This window comes from Streptomyces sp. NPDC005017, assembly GCF_042873115.1.
Classification (GTDB): Bacteria; Actinomycetota; Actinomycetes; order Streptomycetales; family Streptomycetaceae; genus Streptomyces.
Map to the genome: position 1 here is coordinate 189,041 of NZ_JBIALD010000014.1, position 14,656 is coordinate 203,696.

General features: G+C 70.8%; 14 protein-coding genes. 3 read left to right on the forward strand and 11 right to left on the reverse strand.

Translation table 11 applies throughout. The features are described from left to right. Nucleotides 1-22 precede the first annotated feature (22 nt). The 8 genes from ACFYR0_RS22520 to ACFYR0_RS22555 form a co-directional block, all read right to left on the reverse strand. On the reverse strand, nucleotides 23-2,035 hold the full coding sequence (locus tag ACFYR0_RS22520; protein ID WP_389330771.1) for a serine/threonine-protein kinase: 2,013 nt from the start codon (nucleotides 2,033-2,035) through the stop codon (nucleotides 23-25). A gap of 187 nt (nucleotides 2,036-2,222) precedes the next feature. Next, entirely contained in the window at nucleotides 2,223-2,591 is a 369-nt protein-coding gene (locus ACFYR0_RS22525; RefSeq protein ID WP_389330774.1) for a hypothetical protein, read from the reverse strand. 390 nt (nucleotides 2,592-2,981) lie between these two features. Then, nucleotides 2,982-3,950 (reverse strand): anti-sigma factor RsbA family regulatory protein, encoded by a 969-nt coding sequence (locus ACFYR0_RS22530; protein WP_389330776.1) that lies wholly within the window; start codon nucleotides 3,948-3,950, stop codon nucleotides 2,982-2,984. Beyond that, the gene (locus ACFYR0_RS22535) at nucleotides 3,947-4,279 is read right to left on the reverse strand and encodes an STAS domain-containing protein (RefSeq protein ID WP_389330779.1); all 333 of its coding nucleotides are present in this window, start codon (nucleotides 4,277-4,279) and stop codon (nucleotides 3,947-3,949) included. Before ACFYR0_RS22535 ends, ACFYR0_RS22530 begins: the two co-directional genes overlap by 4 nt. Nucleotides 4,280-4,473: 194 nt before the next feature. Beyond that, nucleotides 4,474-7,248, reverse strand: coding sequence for a BTAD domain-containing putative transcriptional regulator (locus ACFYR0_RS22540; RefSeq protein WP_389330782.1), 2,775 nt, complete (start codon nucleotides 7,246-7,248; stop codon nucleotides 4,474-4,476). Nucleotides 7,249-7,333: 85 nt separating this feature from the next. Then, on the reverse strand, nucleotides 7,334-7,582 hold the full coding sequence (locus ACFYR0_RS22545) for a DUF397 domain-containing protein (RefSeq protein ID WP_389330785.1): 249 nt from the start codon (nucleotides 7,580-7,582) through the stop codon (nucleotides 7,334-7,336). Continuing rightward, nucleotides 7,569-8,738 carry a helix-turn-helix domain-containing protein gene (locus ACFYR0_RS22550; protein WP_389330790.1) on the reverse strand — a complete coding sequence of 390 codons (1,170 nt, stop codon included), beginning with the start codon at nucleotides 8,736-8,738 and terminating at the stop codon, nucleotides 7,569-7,571. Before ACFYR0_RS22550 ends, ACFYR0_RS22545 begins: the two co-directional genes overlap by 14 nt. A 147-nt stretch (nucleotides 8,739-8,885) precedes the next feature. Beyond that, a complete protein-coding gene (locus tag ACFYR0_RS22555) occupies nucleotides 8,886-9,485 on the reverse strand; it encodes an ATP-binding protein (protein ID WP_389330793.1) in 600 nt (199 codons plus the stop codon). 612 nt (nucleotides 9,486-10,097) lie between these two features. Between ACFYR0_RS22555 and ACFYR0_RS22560 the strand changes: the two genes are divergently transcribed. Then, nucleotides 10,098-11,057, forward strand: a complete 960-nt coding sequence (locus tag ACFYR0_RS22560; RefSeq protein WP_389330796.1) for a hypothetical protein — start codon at nucleotides 10,098-10,100, stop codon at nucleotides 11,055-11,057. 178 nt (nucleotides 11,058-11,235) lie between these two features. Next, nucleotides 11,236-12,075 (forward strand): AbfB domain-containing protein, encoded by an 840-nt coding sequence (locus tag ACFYR0_RS22565; protein WP_389330798.1) that lies wholly within the window; start codon nucleotides 11,236-11,238, stop codon nucleotides 12,073-12,075. 48 nt (nucleotides 12,076-12,123) lie between these two features. On the opposite strand, the gene ACFYR0_RS22570 is transcribed toward ACFYR0_RS22565, so the two are convergent. Beyond that, nucleotides 12,124-12,564, reverse strand: a complete 441-nt coding sequence (locus ACFYR0_RS22570) for a MarR family winged helix-turn-helix transcriptional regulator (protein ID WP_389330880.1) — start codon at nucleotides 12,562-12,564, stop codon at nucleotides 12,124-12,126. Nucleotides 12,565-12,661: 97 nt separating this feature from the next. Here ACFYR0_RS22570 and ACFYR0_RS22575 point away from each other — a divergent pair, with 97 nt between their 5' ends. Next, nucleotides 12,662-13,297 carry a maleylpyruvate isomerase family mycothiol-dependent enzyme gene (locus ACFYR0_RS22575; RefSeq protein ID WP_389330801.1) on the forward strand — a complete coding sequence of 212 codons (636 nt, stop codon included), beginning with the start codon at nucleotides 12,662-12,664 and terminating at the stop codon, nucleotides 13,295-13,297. A gap of 162 nt (nucleotides 13,298-13,459) precedes the next feature. Here the strand turns inward: ACFYR0_RS22575 and ACFYR0_RS22580 are convergent, their stop codons facing one another. Together ACFYR0_RS22580 and ACFYR0_RS22585 are read right to left on the reverse strand one after the other, a co-directional pair. After that, nucleotides 13,460-13,585 (reverse strand): hypothetical protein, encoded by a 126-nt coding sequence (locus ACFYR0_RS22580; RefSeq protein WP_389330804.1) that lies wholly within the window; start codon nucleotides 13,583-13,585, stop codon nucleotides 13,460-13,462. Nucleotides 13,586-13,687: 102 nt separating this feature from the next. Next, nucleotides 13,688-14,365, reverse strand: a complete 678-nt coding sequence (locus ACFYR0_RS22585) for a GNAT family N-acetyltransferase (RefSeq protein ID WP_389330807.1) — start codon at nucleotides 14,363-14,365, stop codon at nucleotides 13,688-13,690. Between the last annotated feature and the right edge of the window lie 291 nt (nucleotides 14,366-14,656).

A 14,656-nucleotide genomic window follows, 5' to 3' on the forward strand; every position in this document is an offset into this window, starting at 1 on the left:
GACGGGAGTCCGACGACAGGACCTAGGCCGGGCAGTCGGCCTGCGAGGTGGCCGTGCCCGAACGGATGATCAGGTAGCCGGACCCGCCGATCTCCGCCACGGCGTAGCGGTGGTAGGGCCAGGCGCTGCCCGCGCTCTCCTGCTCGCTGACCAGGGCCCGGCAGGCCTCACCTGCGGCCGTTTCCGCCCAGGTGTCGACCTGCTGCTCGTTCCACAGCAGGTACTCCGACCAGACGTACATCGCCGAGTCGACGGGGTCGAAGCCGACCTTGATGTGCGCGTTGCCGAGTTCACGGTCGGTTCCGAGTGTCTGGCGCATCGCGTTGGTCTCCGCGATGATCTTCCTGGCGGCGCCGTCCGCCACTCGGATCTCCGCGCTGTCGGTGCTGGGGATCATCGCCTGGCCCAGACCCTCCTCGTCCGGCTGCCAGTCCTGAGCGACGTCCGTGTCCTGCCCCGGGTTGTCGTCGGCGGCCGACTGGCATGTGGGGTCGGTGACGAAGTCCTCCTGCCAGGTCACCTGGGGGTCCTGCCCCTGTTCCTCTCTCACCATGACGTAGGTGCGGTACGGCAGGTCCGGGTGCAGGCGCAGGACGACGTCCCGCAGCGTCAGACACATCGACCTGGCGATCTCCGTCTCCGCGTACATCGCCCCTTGTTCGTCGGAGGTCAGCCGGTACGAGAGGTAGACCTCCCCGCGTGAGTCGTGGAACCGCACGGTGTCCGGGACGAAGTCGGCGCCGCCGCTGAGATCCTGCGCCGTGACACCCTCGTCGTGCAGGACGGCGCGTGCCACGTCGTGCTCGCCCGCGCCCTGTGCCGCTCGCGCCTGCCGCCAGCTCGCCACACTCGCCGCGTCGCCGGTCGAGGCCTGCGGTTCCCCTGCCTTGTCCTGCTGCACGGTGTCGGTCGAGGACCGATTGCTTCCGGTCGCGGCCGACGCCGATGACGAGGCAGCGGACGTGGGCGTGTGACGGCCGCCCCCGGTGTCGCCGGGCAGCAGAGCCGCCAGACCTCCTGCCAGTCCGCCGATGACACCGGCCGTGAGAACGACGGCACCGGCCAGCCGCTTCTTCCCCCGGCTTCGGCCGGTGGGCAGGTGCCAGGCGGGATCCTCGGTGGCCGGCACCTCCCAGACGGCCGTGACCAGGTCCACGGCGGTTGCCGGGGTCGTGTCGGCCGGCGCCACCTGCGTGACCTGAGTGGCCAGCAGCGCCGTGCACTCCGCGGCGGCTTCGGCGGCCGACGGGCGGGCATCCGGATCCTGGGCCAGCGCCTTCTCCACGGTCCGGCGCAGCGGGGCTGGGACACCGTCCAGGTCGGCCTCGCCCGACATCACACGGAACGCCACCACATCGGGCGCGCCGGTCCCGAAGGGCAGCCGGCCGGTGGCCGCGTACGCCACGAGCGCTCCCCACGCGAACAGGTCACCCGCCGGACCCGCACTGCCCTGCCGGTACTGCTCGGGGCTGATCCAGCCAGGAGTACCGGTCGTCACCCCGGTCCGGGTGACGCTGGTGCCGTCGGCGGCGTGTGCGATGCCGAAGTCCAGCACGCGGGGACCGGCGGGCGTGAGCAGGACGTTCTGCGGCTTCACGTCACGGTGCACCACTCCCGCTGCATGAATGGAGGCCAGCGCGTGCGCCGTGGCGGCGGCGAAGGCGTGGAGACTTCCCTCCGTGAGCGGCCCGTGCGCGCGCACGTGCTCGTTCAGCGTCGGCCCCGGCACGTAGGCCGTCGCCAGCCACGGGGTCTGCGCGTCCGGGTCGGCGGCGAGCAGCGGGACCACGTGCGGTCCGGTGACCCGGGAGGACACCTCCACCTCGCGCCGGAACCGTGCCCTGAACTCCGGGTCCTGAGCCTGCTCGGGATGGATGACCTTGACCGCCACGCGCAGCCCGTCGGAGGCGACTCCCGCGTGGACGGTGCCCATACCACCCGCGCCGAGACGGCCGATGATGACGTAGGGGCCTATACGGGAGGGATCGCCGGGACGAGCCGGCTGGACTCTCCCGCCGGAGCCGATTGCGCTCACGAGTACTTCCTTGAACAGTGGGACGGGCAGGCCGGGCGGCAGCCGTTCGCATGGGGTGGGATGTCCGCGGACCGGGCGAGTGATCACGATCGCCGCAGTCGATCGAGCAGAGTGCCGGCGGGCTGCGTCGGCGGGCATGGCAGCGCACCGGGGCGAACCGGGCGCAGGTGCTTCGAGCAGGCCGGCGCTACCGGTCGGCGTGCTGCCGTGCCAGAGTCCTCAGTTCGCTGATCCACAGTTCCGTGTCGTCGCCGGGGCGATGATACGGGGCCCGGCGGGCCAGCCGGAAGAAGCCCGCCGACGGCCGACCCGTCTCCTTCAGGACCACGAGGGCGGAGAGCAGGCCGAGCGATCCGTCCGGGTTTCCCTCGGCGGACGCGTCCTCCAACAGGTAGGGCATAGGCCCCTCGTGGGGCGGAACCTGGTGGCCGAGGCGTGCGAGCTCGGCGCTGAGCCGGCCGTACTGCACGGTTTCCGCCCCCCGGCGTGCCCGATCCCGCAGGATCCCGACCATGGCGTCCAACGCCTGCTCGTACTCGACACTGCCCTTCCGCATCGCGGCCCCTCCACTGCTGCCTACCTGTGCGATGCGAGCCTATGCCGCCCGCGATCCCCGGACAGCCAGATCGTCGATCCGTGTGAAGTCGGCTGGTGAACTCTGAGCCCGAGTACCAGGGTGACGGTCGATCGGGGCGCCTGCCTCCGCGCGGGGGAGTGTCGGTGCCCCCCGCCGCCTCTTGTCGCGCCTCTCGTCCGGACGCTCGGTGAACGGGCCGCCCTCCGGCCAGGCCCACAGACCGCCTGCCGTGGCGGACTCGGGAGGGCGCGGTGCCCCCGGACGGGACGTGCCGGCGCTTTCCGACATGCCCCGGCTGGCCCGGGGTCCTTCGAACTCACCGAGCCGGCCTTCGCGTTCGGCCTCGAGCCGAGGCGTGTGCCCCGCGGGTTACGCCGCGCAGGTCCGCAGCCGCACCGTCGTGCCCGTGGCGCCGGTGCGTACCTGGACCGTGTCGCAGAGCATCCCCACGCTCCACAGCCCGAATCCCGAGTCGGCCGAGGACTCCGGCGGGCTCCAGGTGATGAACTCGTCCGGCTGCCAGTGACCGGAGTCGGTGACCTCGCAGATCAGCCCGTTGTCGGGCCAGGTGCGCAGGGTCACCGGTGCCTTTCCGTGGCGGATGGCGTTGGTGGCCACCTCGGTGACGGCCACCAGCAGGTTGTGCAGCGCGTCGGCCGTCACACCGCACCGTCTGGCCTGCTCGGCGACGAACTGCCGTACGGCGTGCAGGTCGGCGGGAAGGATCTGCATGGTGGCGGCCGAGTGCGGGGACGCGGCAAGGGGCCGTCGGTCCAGGTCGGCCACGAAGTCCCCGGGCTTGCGGTAGGCGGGGTTGTCCACGATCTGTGACCCCTCCAGAAGCCTGGGATGGGTCTGGCGCACGAGGGCGATCGTCTCGGGCCGCAGCGCCTCGGTGTCGTAGCAGCACAGGGTGCGGAAGGGGATGTGGGCGAAGCTCAGGTTGAACACCGCGTCGTAGCGCACCCATTCGAGTTCGTCCGGGTAGCGGCTCCAGTCGTCGGAGGCCACCACCCAGGCGGGTGTGGTGTTCAGGGTTCGGGCAACGGCCGTGAGCGCGGCCATGGCCCGCACCGGGTTCGTGTACAGGTCCGCGGGATCGAGGAACTGGACCGCGGGGACCTCCGCGCCGAGGGCGTCACGCAGCAGGCCGGCCTCGTGCTCGGGTGTCACCACGAAGGTCGGGGCGCCGGACTCCATGCCCTTGCGCAGATGAGGCATGGTGCCGGCGAGGAACTCCTCGTCGTCTCGGTAGAGATAGGCCTCGTGGCGGACGCCCGGGTGCTCGTCCCCCGGGTGCGCAGCGGTGTTCTGGCTGCTGGTCGCGTCGATGGTCATGACGTTGCCTCCGTACCCCGGACCAGGCCCGGCAGCCGTTCCCGCCCCAGGGTTTCGATCACACGGGCCACCGTGGGCGACAGCCCGTCGAGGACGACTCGGCGTCCGTTCCCGAAGCCGGACAGGAGGCTCAGCGAGCCGAGGTCGATGAAGTGCAGGCCGGCCAGGTCGAGCCGGACGTCACCGCCTGTGCCGTCCAGGGCCGTGAGCGCCTCGGAGAGCTCAGCGTGCCGTGCGGCGTCCAGCTCTCCCTCCAGGCGCAGTCCGGGCGGGTCAACGGTGCGGGTGACGATCAGAGTGCCCCCGTCGCCGGATGGATGGGCGTCCATGTGGCCTACCGCCTATGAGTCGGATGGGTGGACTGCTGCTGCAGAGGCGCCCGACCCTAGAGGGGGCGGGGTGCTCAGGGAAGCCCCTGTGGCCGAGGTGGTACCGGGTTTCCCGGAGACCGCGGACCGGACCAGGAGCCTGCGCCACTGTGGGGGCGATCGGTATAGCGGCGGTAGATTGACGCCGCCGCGGCTCATACGGGCGGGGGTCCGGGGGCCTGGGGTCCGATCCGCAGGCTCAGGACCGCGGGAAAGTAGGCGCTCCACGCGTGGTCACGCCAACTGACGTATCTGCTCGCGTCGTTCTCCAACTCACCCGCCAGCCGCATCTGCCGGTACGCTTCCTCGCTGCGCCCTTGGCCGAAGTGGACCTGGGCGATCTCGTGCAGCGCGAAGCTCTGCAGGGTCCTGTCGCCCATCGCCTCCGCGGCCTTGAAGCCCTCCTCGAAACACGCCAAGGCGTCCTGAGCACGGCCCAGTCCGCTGTTGACCCTGCCGAGGTTGCCGAGACCGGCCACGACGGCCACCTGGTCCCCGGCCTCTCGCGCCAGCTCCAGATGGGCGCTCTGCACGGTCATCGACTCGTCGTACAGCTCCAGTTCGGCGAGCGCGTCCGCGAGGTAGTACAGCGAGCGGCGTTCCCCGCCACCGTGGCCGATCTGCCGCCAGATCCCGAGCGCGGCCTCGAGACACTGCCGCATGCCGTCGAACCCGCGGTGCAGCCAGTACACGGCGGAGAGGTTGTGCAGTGCCCAGGCCTCGGCGGCGCGGTCGCCGAGCCGCCGTGCCGTGCGGACGGCCGCTTCGCCGAGGGTCCACAACTCGCGGGCACGGGCGCGGGGATACAGGTACCACTGCAGCAGGCCCGTCAGCCGCAGCCCGAGACGCGCCGTGGTGGCGGAACGGGTGAAGGCGTGGAGGACCGCGGCGATCAGGTTCGCCCGTTCCGCTTCCAACCAGGCCTCCGCCTGAGCACGGTCCTTGATGCGCACGGCAGTCGGAGCGCCGGGGGCGGCGGTTCCTTGGGCCTGTGGCCGGTCGGTCCCTCGGGCGACGTGCGGTGGCACCTCGAGGTGCGTCACGGCCAGCCGGGTGGTGGCGAGGTAGAACCGCAGGACACGTTCCAGGGCCTGGTCCCGGTGCGCGACGGGCTCCTCGGCGCTCACCTCGCGTGCGAACAGCCGCAGCAGGTCGTGCATCTGGTAGCGGGCCGGGGCGGGGCTGCCCAGCAGGTGGGCGTCCACGAGACGTTCGAGGGCGTCCTCGACGTCCGGGGCACGTCCGCCCAGCAGCGCCGCGGCGGCGTGCAGGCTGATGGTCGGGCCGGGCACGATCCCGAGGAGCCGGAAGGCCAGGGCGGCGGCCGGGTCGCCCTGGCAGACGGCGTGATATCCGGCGTCGAAGCTGGCTCTGACCGAGACGTCGCCGACCCGGATCTCGTCGAGGCGGTTCTGGGTGTGGGTGAGCCGGTCGACGAAGGAGCTCAGGGGCCAGCTCGGGCGGGCGGCCAGGCGCGCCCCGACGATCCGGAGGGCCAGGGGCAGGCCGCCGCACATCCGGATGATCGCGTCCGCGGCCTCGGGCTCGGCGGCGACCCGCTCGGTGCCGAGGGCGCGTTCCAGCAGTGCCGTCGCCTGGTCGTGGAACAGCACACCGAGATGCAGATGGGCGGCGCCTTCGAGGGTGGTGAGCATCTCCCGGCTGGTGACGAGGACGGCACAGCCCGCACCCGCCGGCAGCAGCGGACGGACCTGGTCCACGCCGGCAGCGTTGTCGAGCACGAGCAGGATGCGGCGATCGGCGACGAGCGAGCGGAAGGCCGCTGCGGCCTCGTCGGTGTCGGCGGGCACCGACACGTGCGGCACTCCGAGGGTGCTGAGGAACCTCCCCAGCACCTCGCCCGGCTCGAGCGGGGTGAGCCCTGCCGTCGCACCGTGCAGATCGACGTAGAACTGGCCGTCGGGGAACCGGTCGGCCAGCCGGTGCGCGATGTGCAGCGCCAGGGCCGACTTGCCTATGCCGCCGGTTCCGTCGATCGCGGCGATCGCGGTGCGCTGCTCGCCGGAGCGGCAGAGCACCTCCTCCAGCACCGAGCACTCGCTCGCGCGGCCGAGGAACGCGGTCCCGCTGTGCGGCAGTTCTCTCGGCACGCGCGCCGTCGCCACCGGCGGTCGCGGTACCGGGTCGGCGGGAGGCGCGGGCTCGACGAGCAGCGACCTGTCGGCGGTGAGGATCCGCTGATGGAGCTGCTGTACGGGCGGGCCGGGCTCGATACCCAGCTCCTCGGCGAGCCGACGGCGCAGATCCCGGTAGGCGGCCAGCGCGTCGGCCTGCCTCCCGGACCGGTACAGCGCCAGCATCAGCTGCCCGCGCAGCGATTCACGCAACGGGTGCTCGGCGGCCAGAGCCTCGACCTCGTCGAGAACGGCCTCATGGCGGCCCAGCCTCAGTCGCGCCTCGATGAGCAGCTCGCGCGCCTGCGTCCACGTGGCCGTCAGCCGGGTCGCCTCGGCCTCCACCGCGGGAGTCGGCGGCACATCGGCGAACGGGACGTCCCCCCACAGGCCGAGCGCCTCGGTCAGCCTCTCGACGGCCGACTCGGGGCCGCTGCGCTCCAGATCCCGCGCAGCCTGTCTGACGAGGTCGACGAAGCGGTGCGCGTCGACCTCGCCCGGTGCGACGACGAGCCGGTAGCCGTGGGCGCGGTAGCCGTGCACATGGGTGACGAGCAGTTCACCGGCTTCGTCGCCCAGCGCGCGCCTGAGCCGTGAGACGTAGCCCTGCAGCAGTTTCTGCACGCTCTGCGGGGGCCCCGCGCCCCACAGCTCCTCCACGAGCCGGTCGGTGGAGACCACCTGCCCCGCCTCGCACAGCAGGACGGCCAGCAGCATGCGCCACTTGGCGGGCATCACGTCGACTTCTTCGTCGTCGCGCCAGAGTCCGAGCGGTCCGAGTATCCGATACCTCATGTCCCGTTCCGTAAGCCGTCGCCCGCAAGCGGGAAATGAGGCATTGTCGGCGGTGATTCGCCCTGAGGACAAGGCTGTAGCCTCATCAGCCCGCCACGCTGCCGAGGAAGTCCCGCCATGCCCGCCGTGCGAACCGGAGTCGCGGCCCGCCGGGATCCTTGCTGTCACGCACCAGGACCTGGGGGCTCCGGACGAGCGCGACCTCGACGCAGTTGCCGCCGTTGCCCATGCTGTGGCTGCTGCGGTGCCACACCGGCCCGCTCTGTGCCTTCGTCCGCCTCACCCCGGACGGCGCATGGCGCGGGGCCGGCGTGACCGGTTCAGTCCCTCGCACGGTCCAGTTCCTCCTTCACCGAACGGATCAGCAGCCGGGAGTCGTCCGGGGAGAGCGCCTTGGACTGGATCAGGCTGAAGGCGAGCTTGTGCTGCTGGACCGGCGCCGCGTCGACGGTGGTCTGCCCTCCGGTGAACGTCTCTCCGTAGAGCACGTCCGGGCCGTCCCGGAACCCCATGAGACGGAACGGAGTCATGCCGCCCGGGTGTTCTCTGACCTTGAACGGGATCACCTGGAGGTGGACGCGGGGCCGGGCGCCGATGTCCAGGAGGTGCGCGAGTTGTTCGCTCATCACCCGGCTCCCGCCGATGCTGCGCTTCAGGACCGCTTCGTCGAGTGTCACCACGATGTGCGGCGGTTCACGGCGTGCGAGGATGCGCTGCCGGTCGACGCGGGCGGCCACGAGCTGCTGGATCTCCAGTTCGGGGGCGACCGGGTGGGCCGCCGTGGAGATCGCCCGCGCGTACGCCGGTGTCTGCAGCAGACCCGGAACGGCCACGGACTCGAACTCCTGGATGAACGCCGCCTGCCGCTCCAGTTCGATCACATGCCAGAACCAGTCCGGGTAGGCGGGCCGGATGAGCGACGGCCACAGCCGTACCAGTGCGCCGTCGGCGCCGAGGAAACGATCCGCCTGCCGGGTGAAGTCGTACGACGGCATGCACCGGGCGCGCTCGACGCACGCGACGGTCGCCTTCGGCCAGCCCGTGCCCAGGGCCAGCTCCGCCTGGGTGCGGCCCGCGTTGAGCCGGTGCCGGTTCAGTTCGCCGCCGTATCGCTCGAGCAGCGTCCAGACGCTTTCGTTCCGCTGCGGCGGCATCGGGTCGACGTCGCCGTAAGGCCGGCTGCCGTGGGGAAGCCAGCTGATCCTGCCGTCGGGCCCGGCCGCGGCCCACGCCAGGGGTGTGCGGTGCGGCCTCTCGGCGGTGGCGGCGGGGACGCGGCTGAGCAGACCCCAGGCGTACCCGTCCCCGTCGGCGGCCGCGGACAGCGCTGCCTCGATGCAGGCGCGGGCGCTGTCCTCGCTCACACAGGTGCCGCAGGGGCCGTGCTGGTGGCGGCTCGCGGAAACATGGTGGATGTCCCAGCGGTAGACGCTGTCGTCGTGCGGGCCGGGCGGGGCCTGGCGCTGCTGTTCGTTCGTCGCACCGGTCACTGTTCCTCCCTGGGACCGCCGTGGGGGCGGCGATGACCCCGTCACTGTGCCGGTGACGGGAAGAGCAGCGGTATACCGGCGGTAAGCGCAGGCCGGGCGGGTCGGCCTGGACGGTCGAGCGCAGGCCGCATGGGCCGGCCTGGACGGTCAGCGGGCGCCGCGCGAGGTGCCGCCGCAGTCGAGCGCCAGCGTGCACCACGTGGTCTTGCCCCGGTCGCGGTCGCGTCGGGAACCCCAGGCCGTGGCGATGCACTCCACCAGCTGCATACCGCGTCCGTGCTCGTCGTCCGCACCAGTCCGGCGGACGACGGGGCGCGCGGGGGAGGCGTCGGTGACCTCCACCAGGAGACGGTCCCCCAGGTGCACCAGATCGACCGTGATCGCCGTGTCGGCCCCGTGCAGAACGGCATTGGTGACCATTTCGCTGACGAGCAGCACACTGTCGTCGATGACGCCGAACGGGCAGTTCCACCGCGAAAGAACCCCCTGCACGGCCGTGCGTACCCGGCGCACCTCCCCCGGGGCGGCGGCCACGTGCAGATGCAGATGCCGGCCGACGGCCAGATTGCAGTCCACGCAGGAGTCGCCTCGCGCGAGCGCCGATACGAACGCGGACGGCCGAGGCCGCGCGTCCCCGCCGCGGCGGTAGGACCAGGCGTGGGACGTCCCGTACTTGGTGTGCGCCCCACCGAGCCCTAAGGCCTGGGGCCGGCCGTAGGTGTTGCCGCGTGGATCAAGATCGGTCATGTCGGCTCCTGGCGTCGGAGGCGGAGGGAACGCGATGTGGCAGGTGGCGGCTGGCGGTCCGGGGTGCGAGCACTTCTGAGGACGTCGACGGCCACGAACGACCGCTGGGCCGGAACCGTCGGGCGGGCGACGAAGAGTCGCAGCCTGCTGTACCGGCATGGTGGCCGCCCGCTCGAGGTGTCGCCCAGGGGTATCTCATTCCGGCCACCATGCAAGTGCCGAGGAGAGCGGTGGTGTAGCGGCAGTAGGCGTCGCGCCGGACGCATCGACGCGAGGCCGAGCCGGACTTGCCTTGCCTGGCCGTCGCCGTTCACGAAAGCGACTGACTCGTCCCTACGTAGTGCCGGTCACCGTCACGCTGTTCACAGCCCATGCCGTGTCGTCCTGTCGGCTCAGCGAGCATAGGCGCACCCGTTCGCAGCAAATACGGAAGCGCAGTCGGCCGACATGTTCGGACGAGCTCTACCGGCCGCCCTGTGGCGGCAAAGGCGCACGTCAACAGGGGTCTTTCGTGGCTGACTTGATGCCATAGTGTCCCGGCACCGCAGCGTGATGCGGGGTGACCATTCTGTCGCTGCCTCATACGCACCTTCAGTCATCGCGGGAGAGCACATGACCCAGCACCATGAGACCCACCGCTGGACACCTCGCCTGTCCACGACCTCGGAGGCGGAGTTGGTGGCCGGACTCGCCGTGGGCGGTTCAGTCGCCCTCGAGTCGCTGCAGGTGCTCAGGGGACGTCACATGCCGGCCCTCCTCGACTACGCCCGACTGTGTGTTTCGGAGGAACGCTACGCGGCTCAGCTCTGTCATCAGACGCTGTCCACGGCTGTCCGGACCGCCGCGGCCGGCCGCGTCCGGCCGGGAGGCGTCCGGCACAGCCTGGTGCTTCTGCTCCAACAGCACGCGGCGGAATGGGCGGACGACGAACGCCGGCAGCGCCTCGAACCGGCGTTCATCCGCTGGCTCTTCGAGACCGGCCACGGTGGCGCAGGGCACGCAGCCGTCGGCAAGCACCTGCTCCGGGCGTTCTGGCACCTGCCTCAGCACGAGCAGGAGATCCTCTGGTACACAGAGGTCGAACCAGGCGGTACGGAACTCGCGGCGGTCTACGCGGGCATCGCGGAAACCGACCTCGCCTACGAACGCGATCACGCACTGCGCGCTCTGCTCCGCAGCTATCTGCAGACGTACGGGGCCAGCTGCGACGAGCCGGAATGCCGTGGTTACCTGCGGATACTGGACGCGCAGGCGCGCAGTGCCCGGCCGGAAGGGGTGAGCCCTGAGCTCGACGCCCACCTCAGCGCCTGTGTGCGCTGCGAACACGCTCTGATCGAGTTGAGCACCCTGTACACAGCTCCCCGCGTCGCCCTCGTCCCGGCTCTCATCGGCTACTCCGGTCTGAGGTACGCCGAACGGGTCGTCCCCGTACACCCTCCGGCAGGCGGGCAGGATCCCGCTAACAGGCACTCCGCCACGCGCCGACGAGCCCCGGCCTTACACGTCGCCCTGGCCGTCCTGGTCGTGGCGCTCGCCGTCAGCGTGGTGCTCGGCATGCGGGCCTCGGCGTAGCCGCCACGGCGGAACGCCCGCGACACCGCCCTACCGGCTGTCATGCTCCTGTCGATAGTGTCCAGCGTGTCCGGCGTGAAGACGGGCGGACTCTCTGGTGCTCGCTCCAGTCGTGGGCGTTTCAGTGCTTGTATTTCAAATTTCAGACCGATACTGCGATATTTCTGGGGGAGTTTGCATGGCGGGCAAAGAGCCGCGGTCATCCGAGGAGGGCTGGGATCAAGCCTGGTATGTCGAGGCGGACGGCAGAGTTCCTGGAACACGCAGACTGTGGTTTGCGAGCGGGATGATCGTGGTGACCGTATTCGCGATGGCGGTGGGCCTCGCCGCGGATGACGGGATTTCGGGTCAGCCGGTCTCGTCGGCGACGGTAAGGGACAGCGGCCCCGATCTGGATGTTCTCGACGCGCCGTCCCCGACCCTCGACGTAAAGACGGGAGAAGGGAGGCGGGACCCGGTGAGGGGGTCTGCCTCACCGGACAGCAGAAACCGCAAGGTGCTCCACGCTTCCCCCCGTCCTGCGCCGATTGCCTCCGCCTCCGTGTCCGCGCAGCCGTCTCAGCCCGCTTCCGCGACGCCGCGGCCCGCTCCTGCTACTGAGTACCGCTCGATCCGGTCGGTCAATTACCCGGATCGCTACTGGCGGATCTCTGACGGCCTCGTAAAGCTGGAAGCCCCCGACGGGCCGAAGACGCGGGCCTACCTCGGCTTCGCTGTGGTTCCTGGACTGGCGGATCACGAGTGTCTTTCCTTCACCACCGGCGACGGCTTCTACCTGCGCCACCGTGATTTCCTTCTCCGCTCCGAACGCAACGACAACACGCCACTTTTCAGGCAGGACGCCACTTTCTGTATACGTCCGTCCATCCACCCGCAAGCCGTCATGCTGGAGTCCGTCAATTATCCTGGCCGCTTCCTGCGCCACCAGAACTTCCAGCTCAAGTTGCATCCATTTGAGGATTCCGAGCTCTATCGGGCAGACTCCGCGTTCCGGTTGGTCGCGCCCCTTCACGATTGACGCGGACGTGAAGGGCGGGTTCCGTCGAGGGGGCCGACCCGACGGTGCTCACGCCCACGGATCGGTGATCTCCCGCAGCAGTGTCAGCGCCTCCCGCAGCTGCCTCATCCGGTGGGCGCCCAGGTGCGCGGCCCACTCCCGCTCCACCTCGGCGACGACGGCGTCGGCGACCTCCTTGGCCGCCCGGGCCCGCTCTGCCCCGCACACCAGCCGTGCCCGCTTGTCGTGCGGGTCCGGCACGCGGGTCACGTAGCCGGCCTTCTCCAGTTGGTCGACGAGGAACCCGGCGGTCTGCTTGGTGATCTGCGCCTGCGCGGCCAGTTCGGTGAGGCGTGTGCCGTGCGGCCCGACGCGCTGCAGGACCCTGGCCTGGGCCGGGGTGAAGTCGTCGAACCCTGCCTCGGCGAGCGCGGCGAACACCCGGCTCTCCAGGGCCCGGTACGGGAGGAACAGCAGCACACCCGTGTTCGGTTCGTCCTCCGCCTCCATCGAGGACACTCCCTCCGGCATGCTCGGCCGCCCTCCTTGACGATGGTCAGTTTCTCTGACTACTTTGGTCAGAGACACTGACCACTCTAGTAGGCGGGTGATTCCCGTGGGAGTCGTGCTCGACGAGGAGGCCTGCTGGCAGGCCGTCGACCGCGAGCGGGCCGGCCTGGCCGACCTCCTGGAGGGACTCGCGCCCGAGGAGTGGGACAGGCCCACGCAATGCGGCGACTGGCGGGTGCGGGACGTCGCGGCCCATCTGACCGTGGCGGCCCGCTTCAGCCGCCGTGACGTCGTCCGGGAGATGATCCGCGCCCGCGGCAACTGGAACCGGATGATCCACGACACGGGAGTCCGCGACGGCGGCCGCCCGGTCGCCGAGACCGTCGCAGACCTGCGCTCGATCATCGGATCCCGCCGCCTCGCCCCCACCACGACCCCGCGCGAACCACTCCTTGACCTGCTCGTCCACGGCCAGGACATCGCCCTCGCCCTCGGCCGCGACCGCCCGATGCCGCTGGCCCCGGCCCGTGACGCCGCCGACCGCGTCTGCACCATGCGGATCCCGCCACGCCCCTGGCCACTGCCCCGTGCCCGACTCGTCGCCACCGACATCGACTGGAGCCGAGGCCGGGGCGAGGAGATCACCGGCCCGATCGGTGCCCTGCTGCTGCTCCTGACGGGCCGCACCGAGGCGGCGGCACCCCACCTGACCGGGCTGCGCAGCGGCAGGTGACCCGGCCGGGCGCGGCGGATCGTGAAGCCTTTACGCAGGACCGCTACGCATCGGCCTCAACCGTTCCGTCGACCGCTTGTCGGCCACGGCGTGAAGAGCGCCGAGGCCGGGAGTCCGCCAGTCCCGGACACGCTGAGGCCGGTCCGTGTCCGGGGCCGGACCTCAGTCGAGCAGAGTGGCGCCGATCTCGGAGCCTGCGGCGATGCCGTACTCCCTGGGGCCGAAGAGGGTGACACCACTGGTGCTCAGGCCACTGGTGGTGCCGCGCAACTGAGCGCCAGTAGCCATCAACGAAGGCCGTGACAAACGTCCTGGAGCGCCCCGTTCAAGCCGCCACCGACGTGGACTTGGCCAGCGCGTCCCTCAGGCCGTATGCAACAGGCTTGTTGATCAGTTCTGCGGCGGTGACTCGATCCCGAGCACAGGCAGACACTCCGCAACACCGACAAGTCGGATGTCGTCACGCCGCCGCTTGGTCCACTCCTCGCGGGTCAGCCGCCAACATTGGATCTGTGCCTGCTCGCCCCGCCGGGTGTCCCAGGAGACACCGTTCGGCACGTACCCCAGAGCCTCGGAGACACGGTTCGAGGCGTGGTTGTCGACGAACGCGTCACTGCCGGCCTCACCGACCCCCAGCCCCTGGAAGGCCAGGTGCAGCACCGCCTGGCGCATCTCCTTCCCGAACCCGTCGCCGCGCACATCAGGACTCAGCCAGGAGAACGTGGTGACGGTTCTGAACCTGTCGAAGTCGACGCCGATCAGGTCCTGCATGCCTACCGGCTTCCCGTCGACGACCACGACGAAGTACAGCCGCCAGGAGCCGGCGCTGACCCGGCCCCGCCCGGACCACACCCCCCGAAGCCAGCGCCACTCGCGTTCCGGGCTGTCCTCATAGAGGGACATCGGATCGTCGAAGGGCCACGGAGGGCCCGTGGCCACTCCCTTGCGCACCGTCGGGACCAGGCGTTCCAGGAGTTCGTCCGTCGCCCCCAGCAGGGACAGGCGCGGTGTGTGCACCCGCACGTTCAACGGGGGATAGGCGGACAGGGCCGAGGCGGTCGTCGTCACGGGCGCGACCCTAGCGGTGGGCGGACGCGGCGTGCATCACATATTCGGCCTGGGCGGGACCCGCGGGACAGAACCCCCGGGCCGGCGGGACGCGCGACGATCACGGTCAGGACGAGCGAACCGCGGTGTCACGGTACGTCCACGTGACGTGATGCCCAGCTCAGGCGCAACACGGGCGGAGCGGTCACGTCCCGCCGGCATCCCCATCACCGACGGCATCCGGCACCGCCGCCGCAGAGGTGGCGCGACACCGCCGAAGGACCGCCGCTACATCCGAACAGCGCCTCCCGG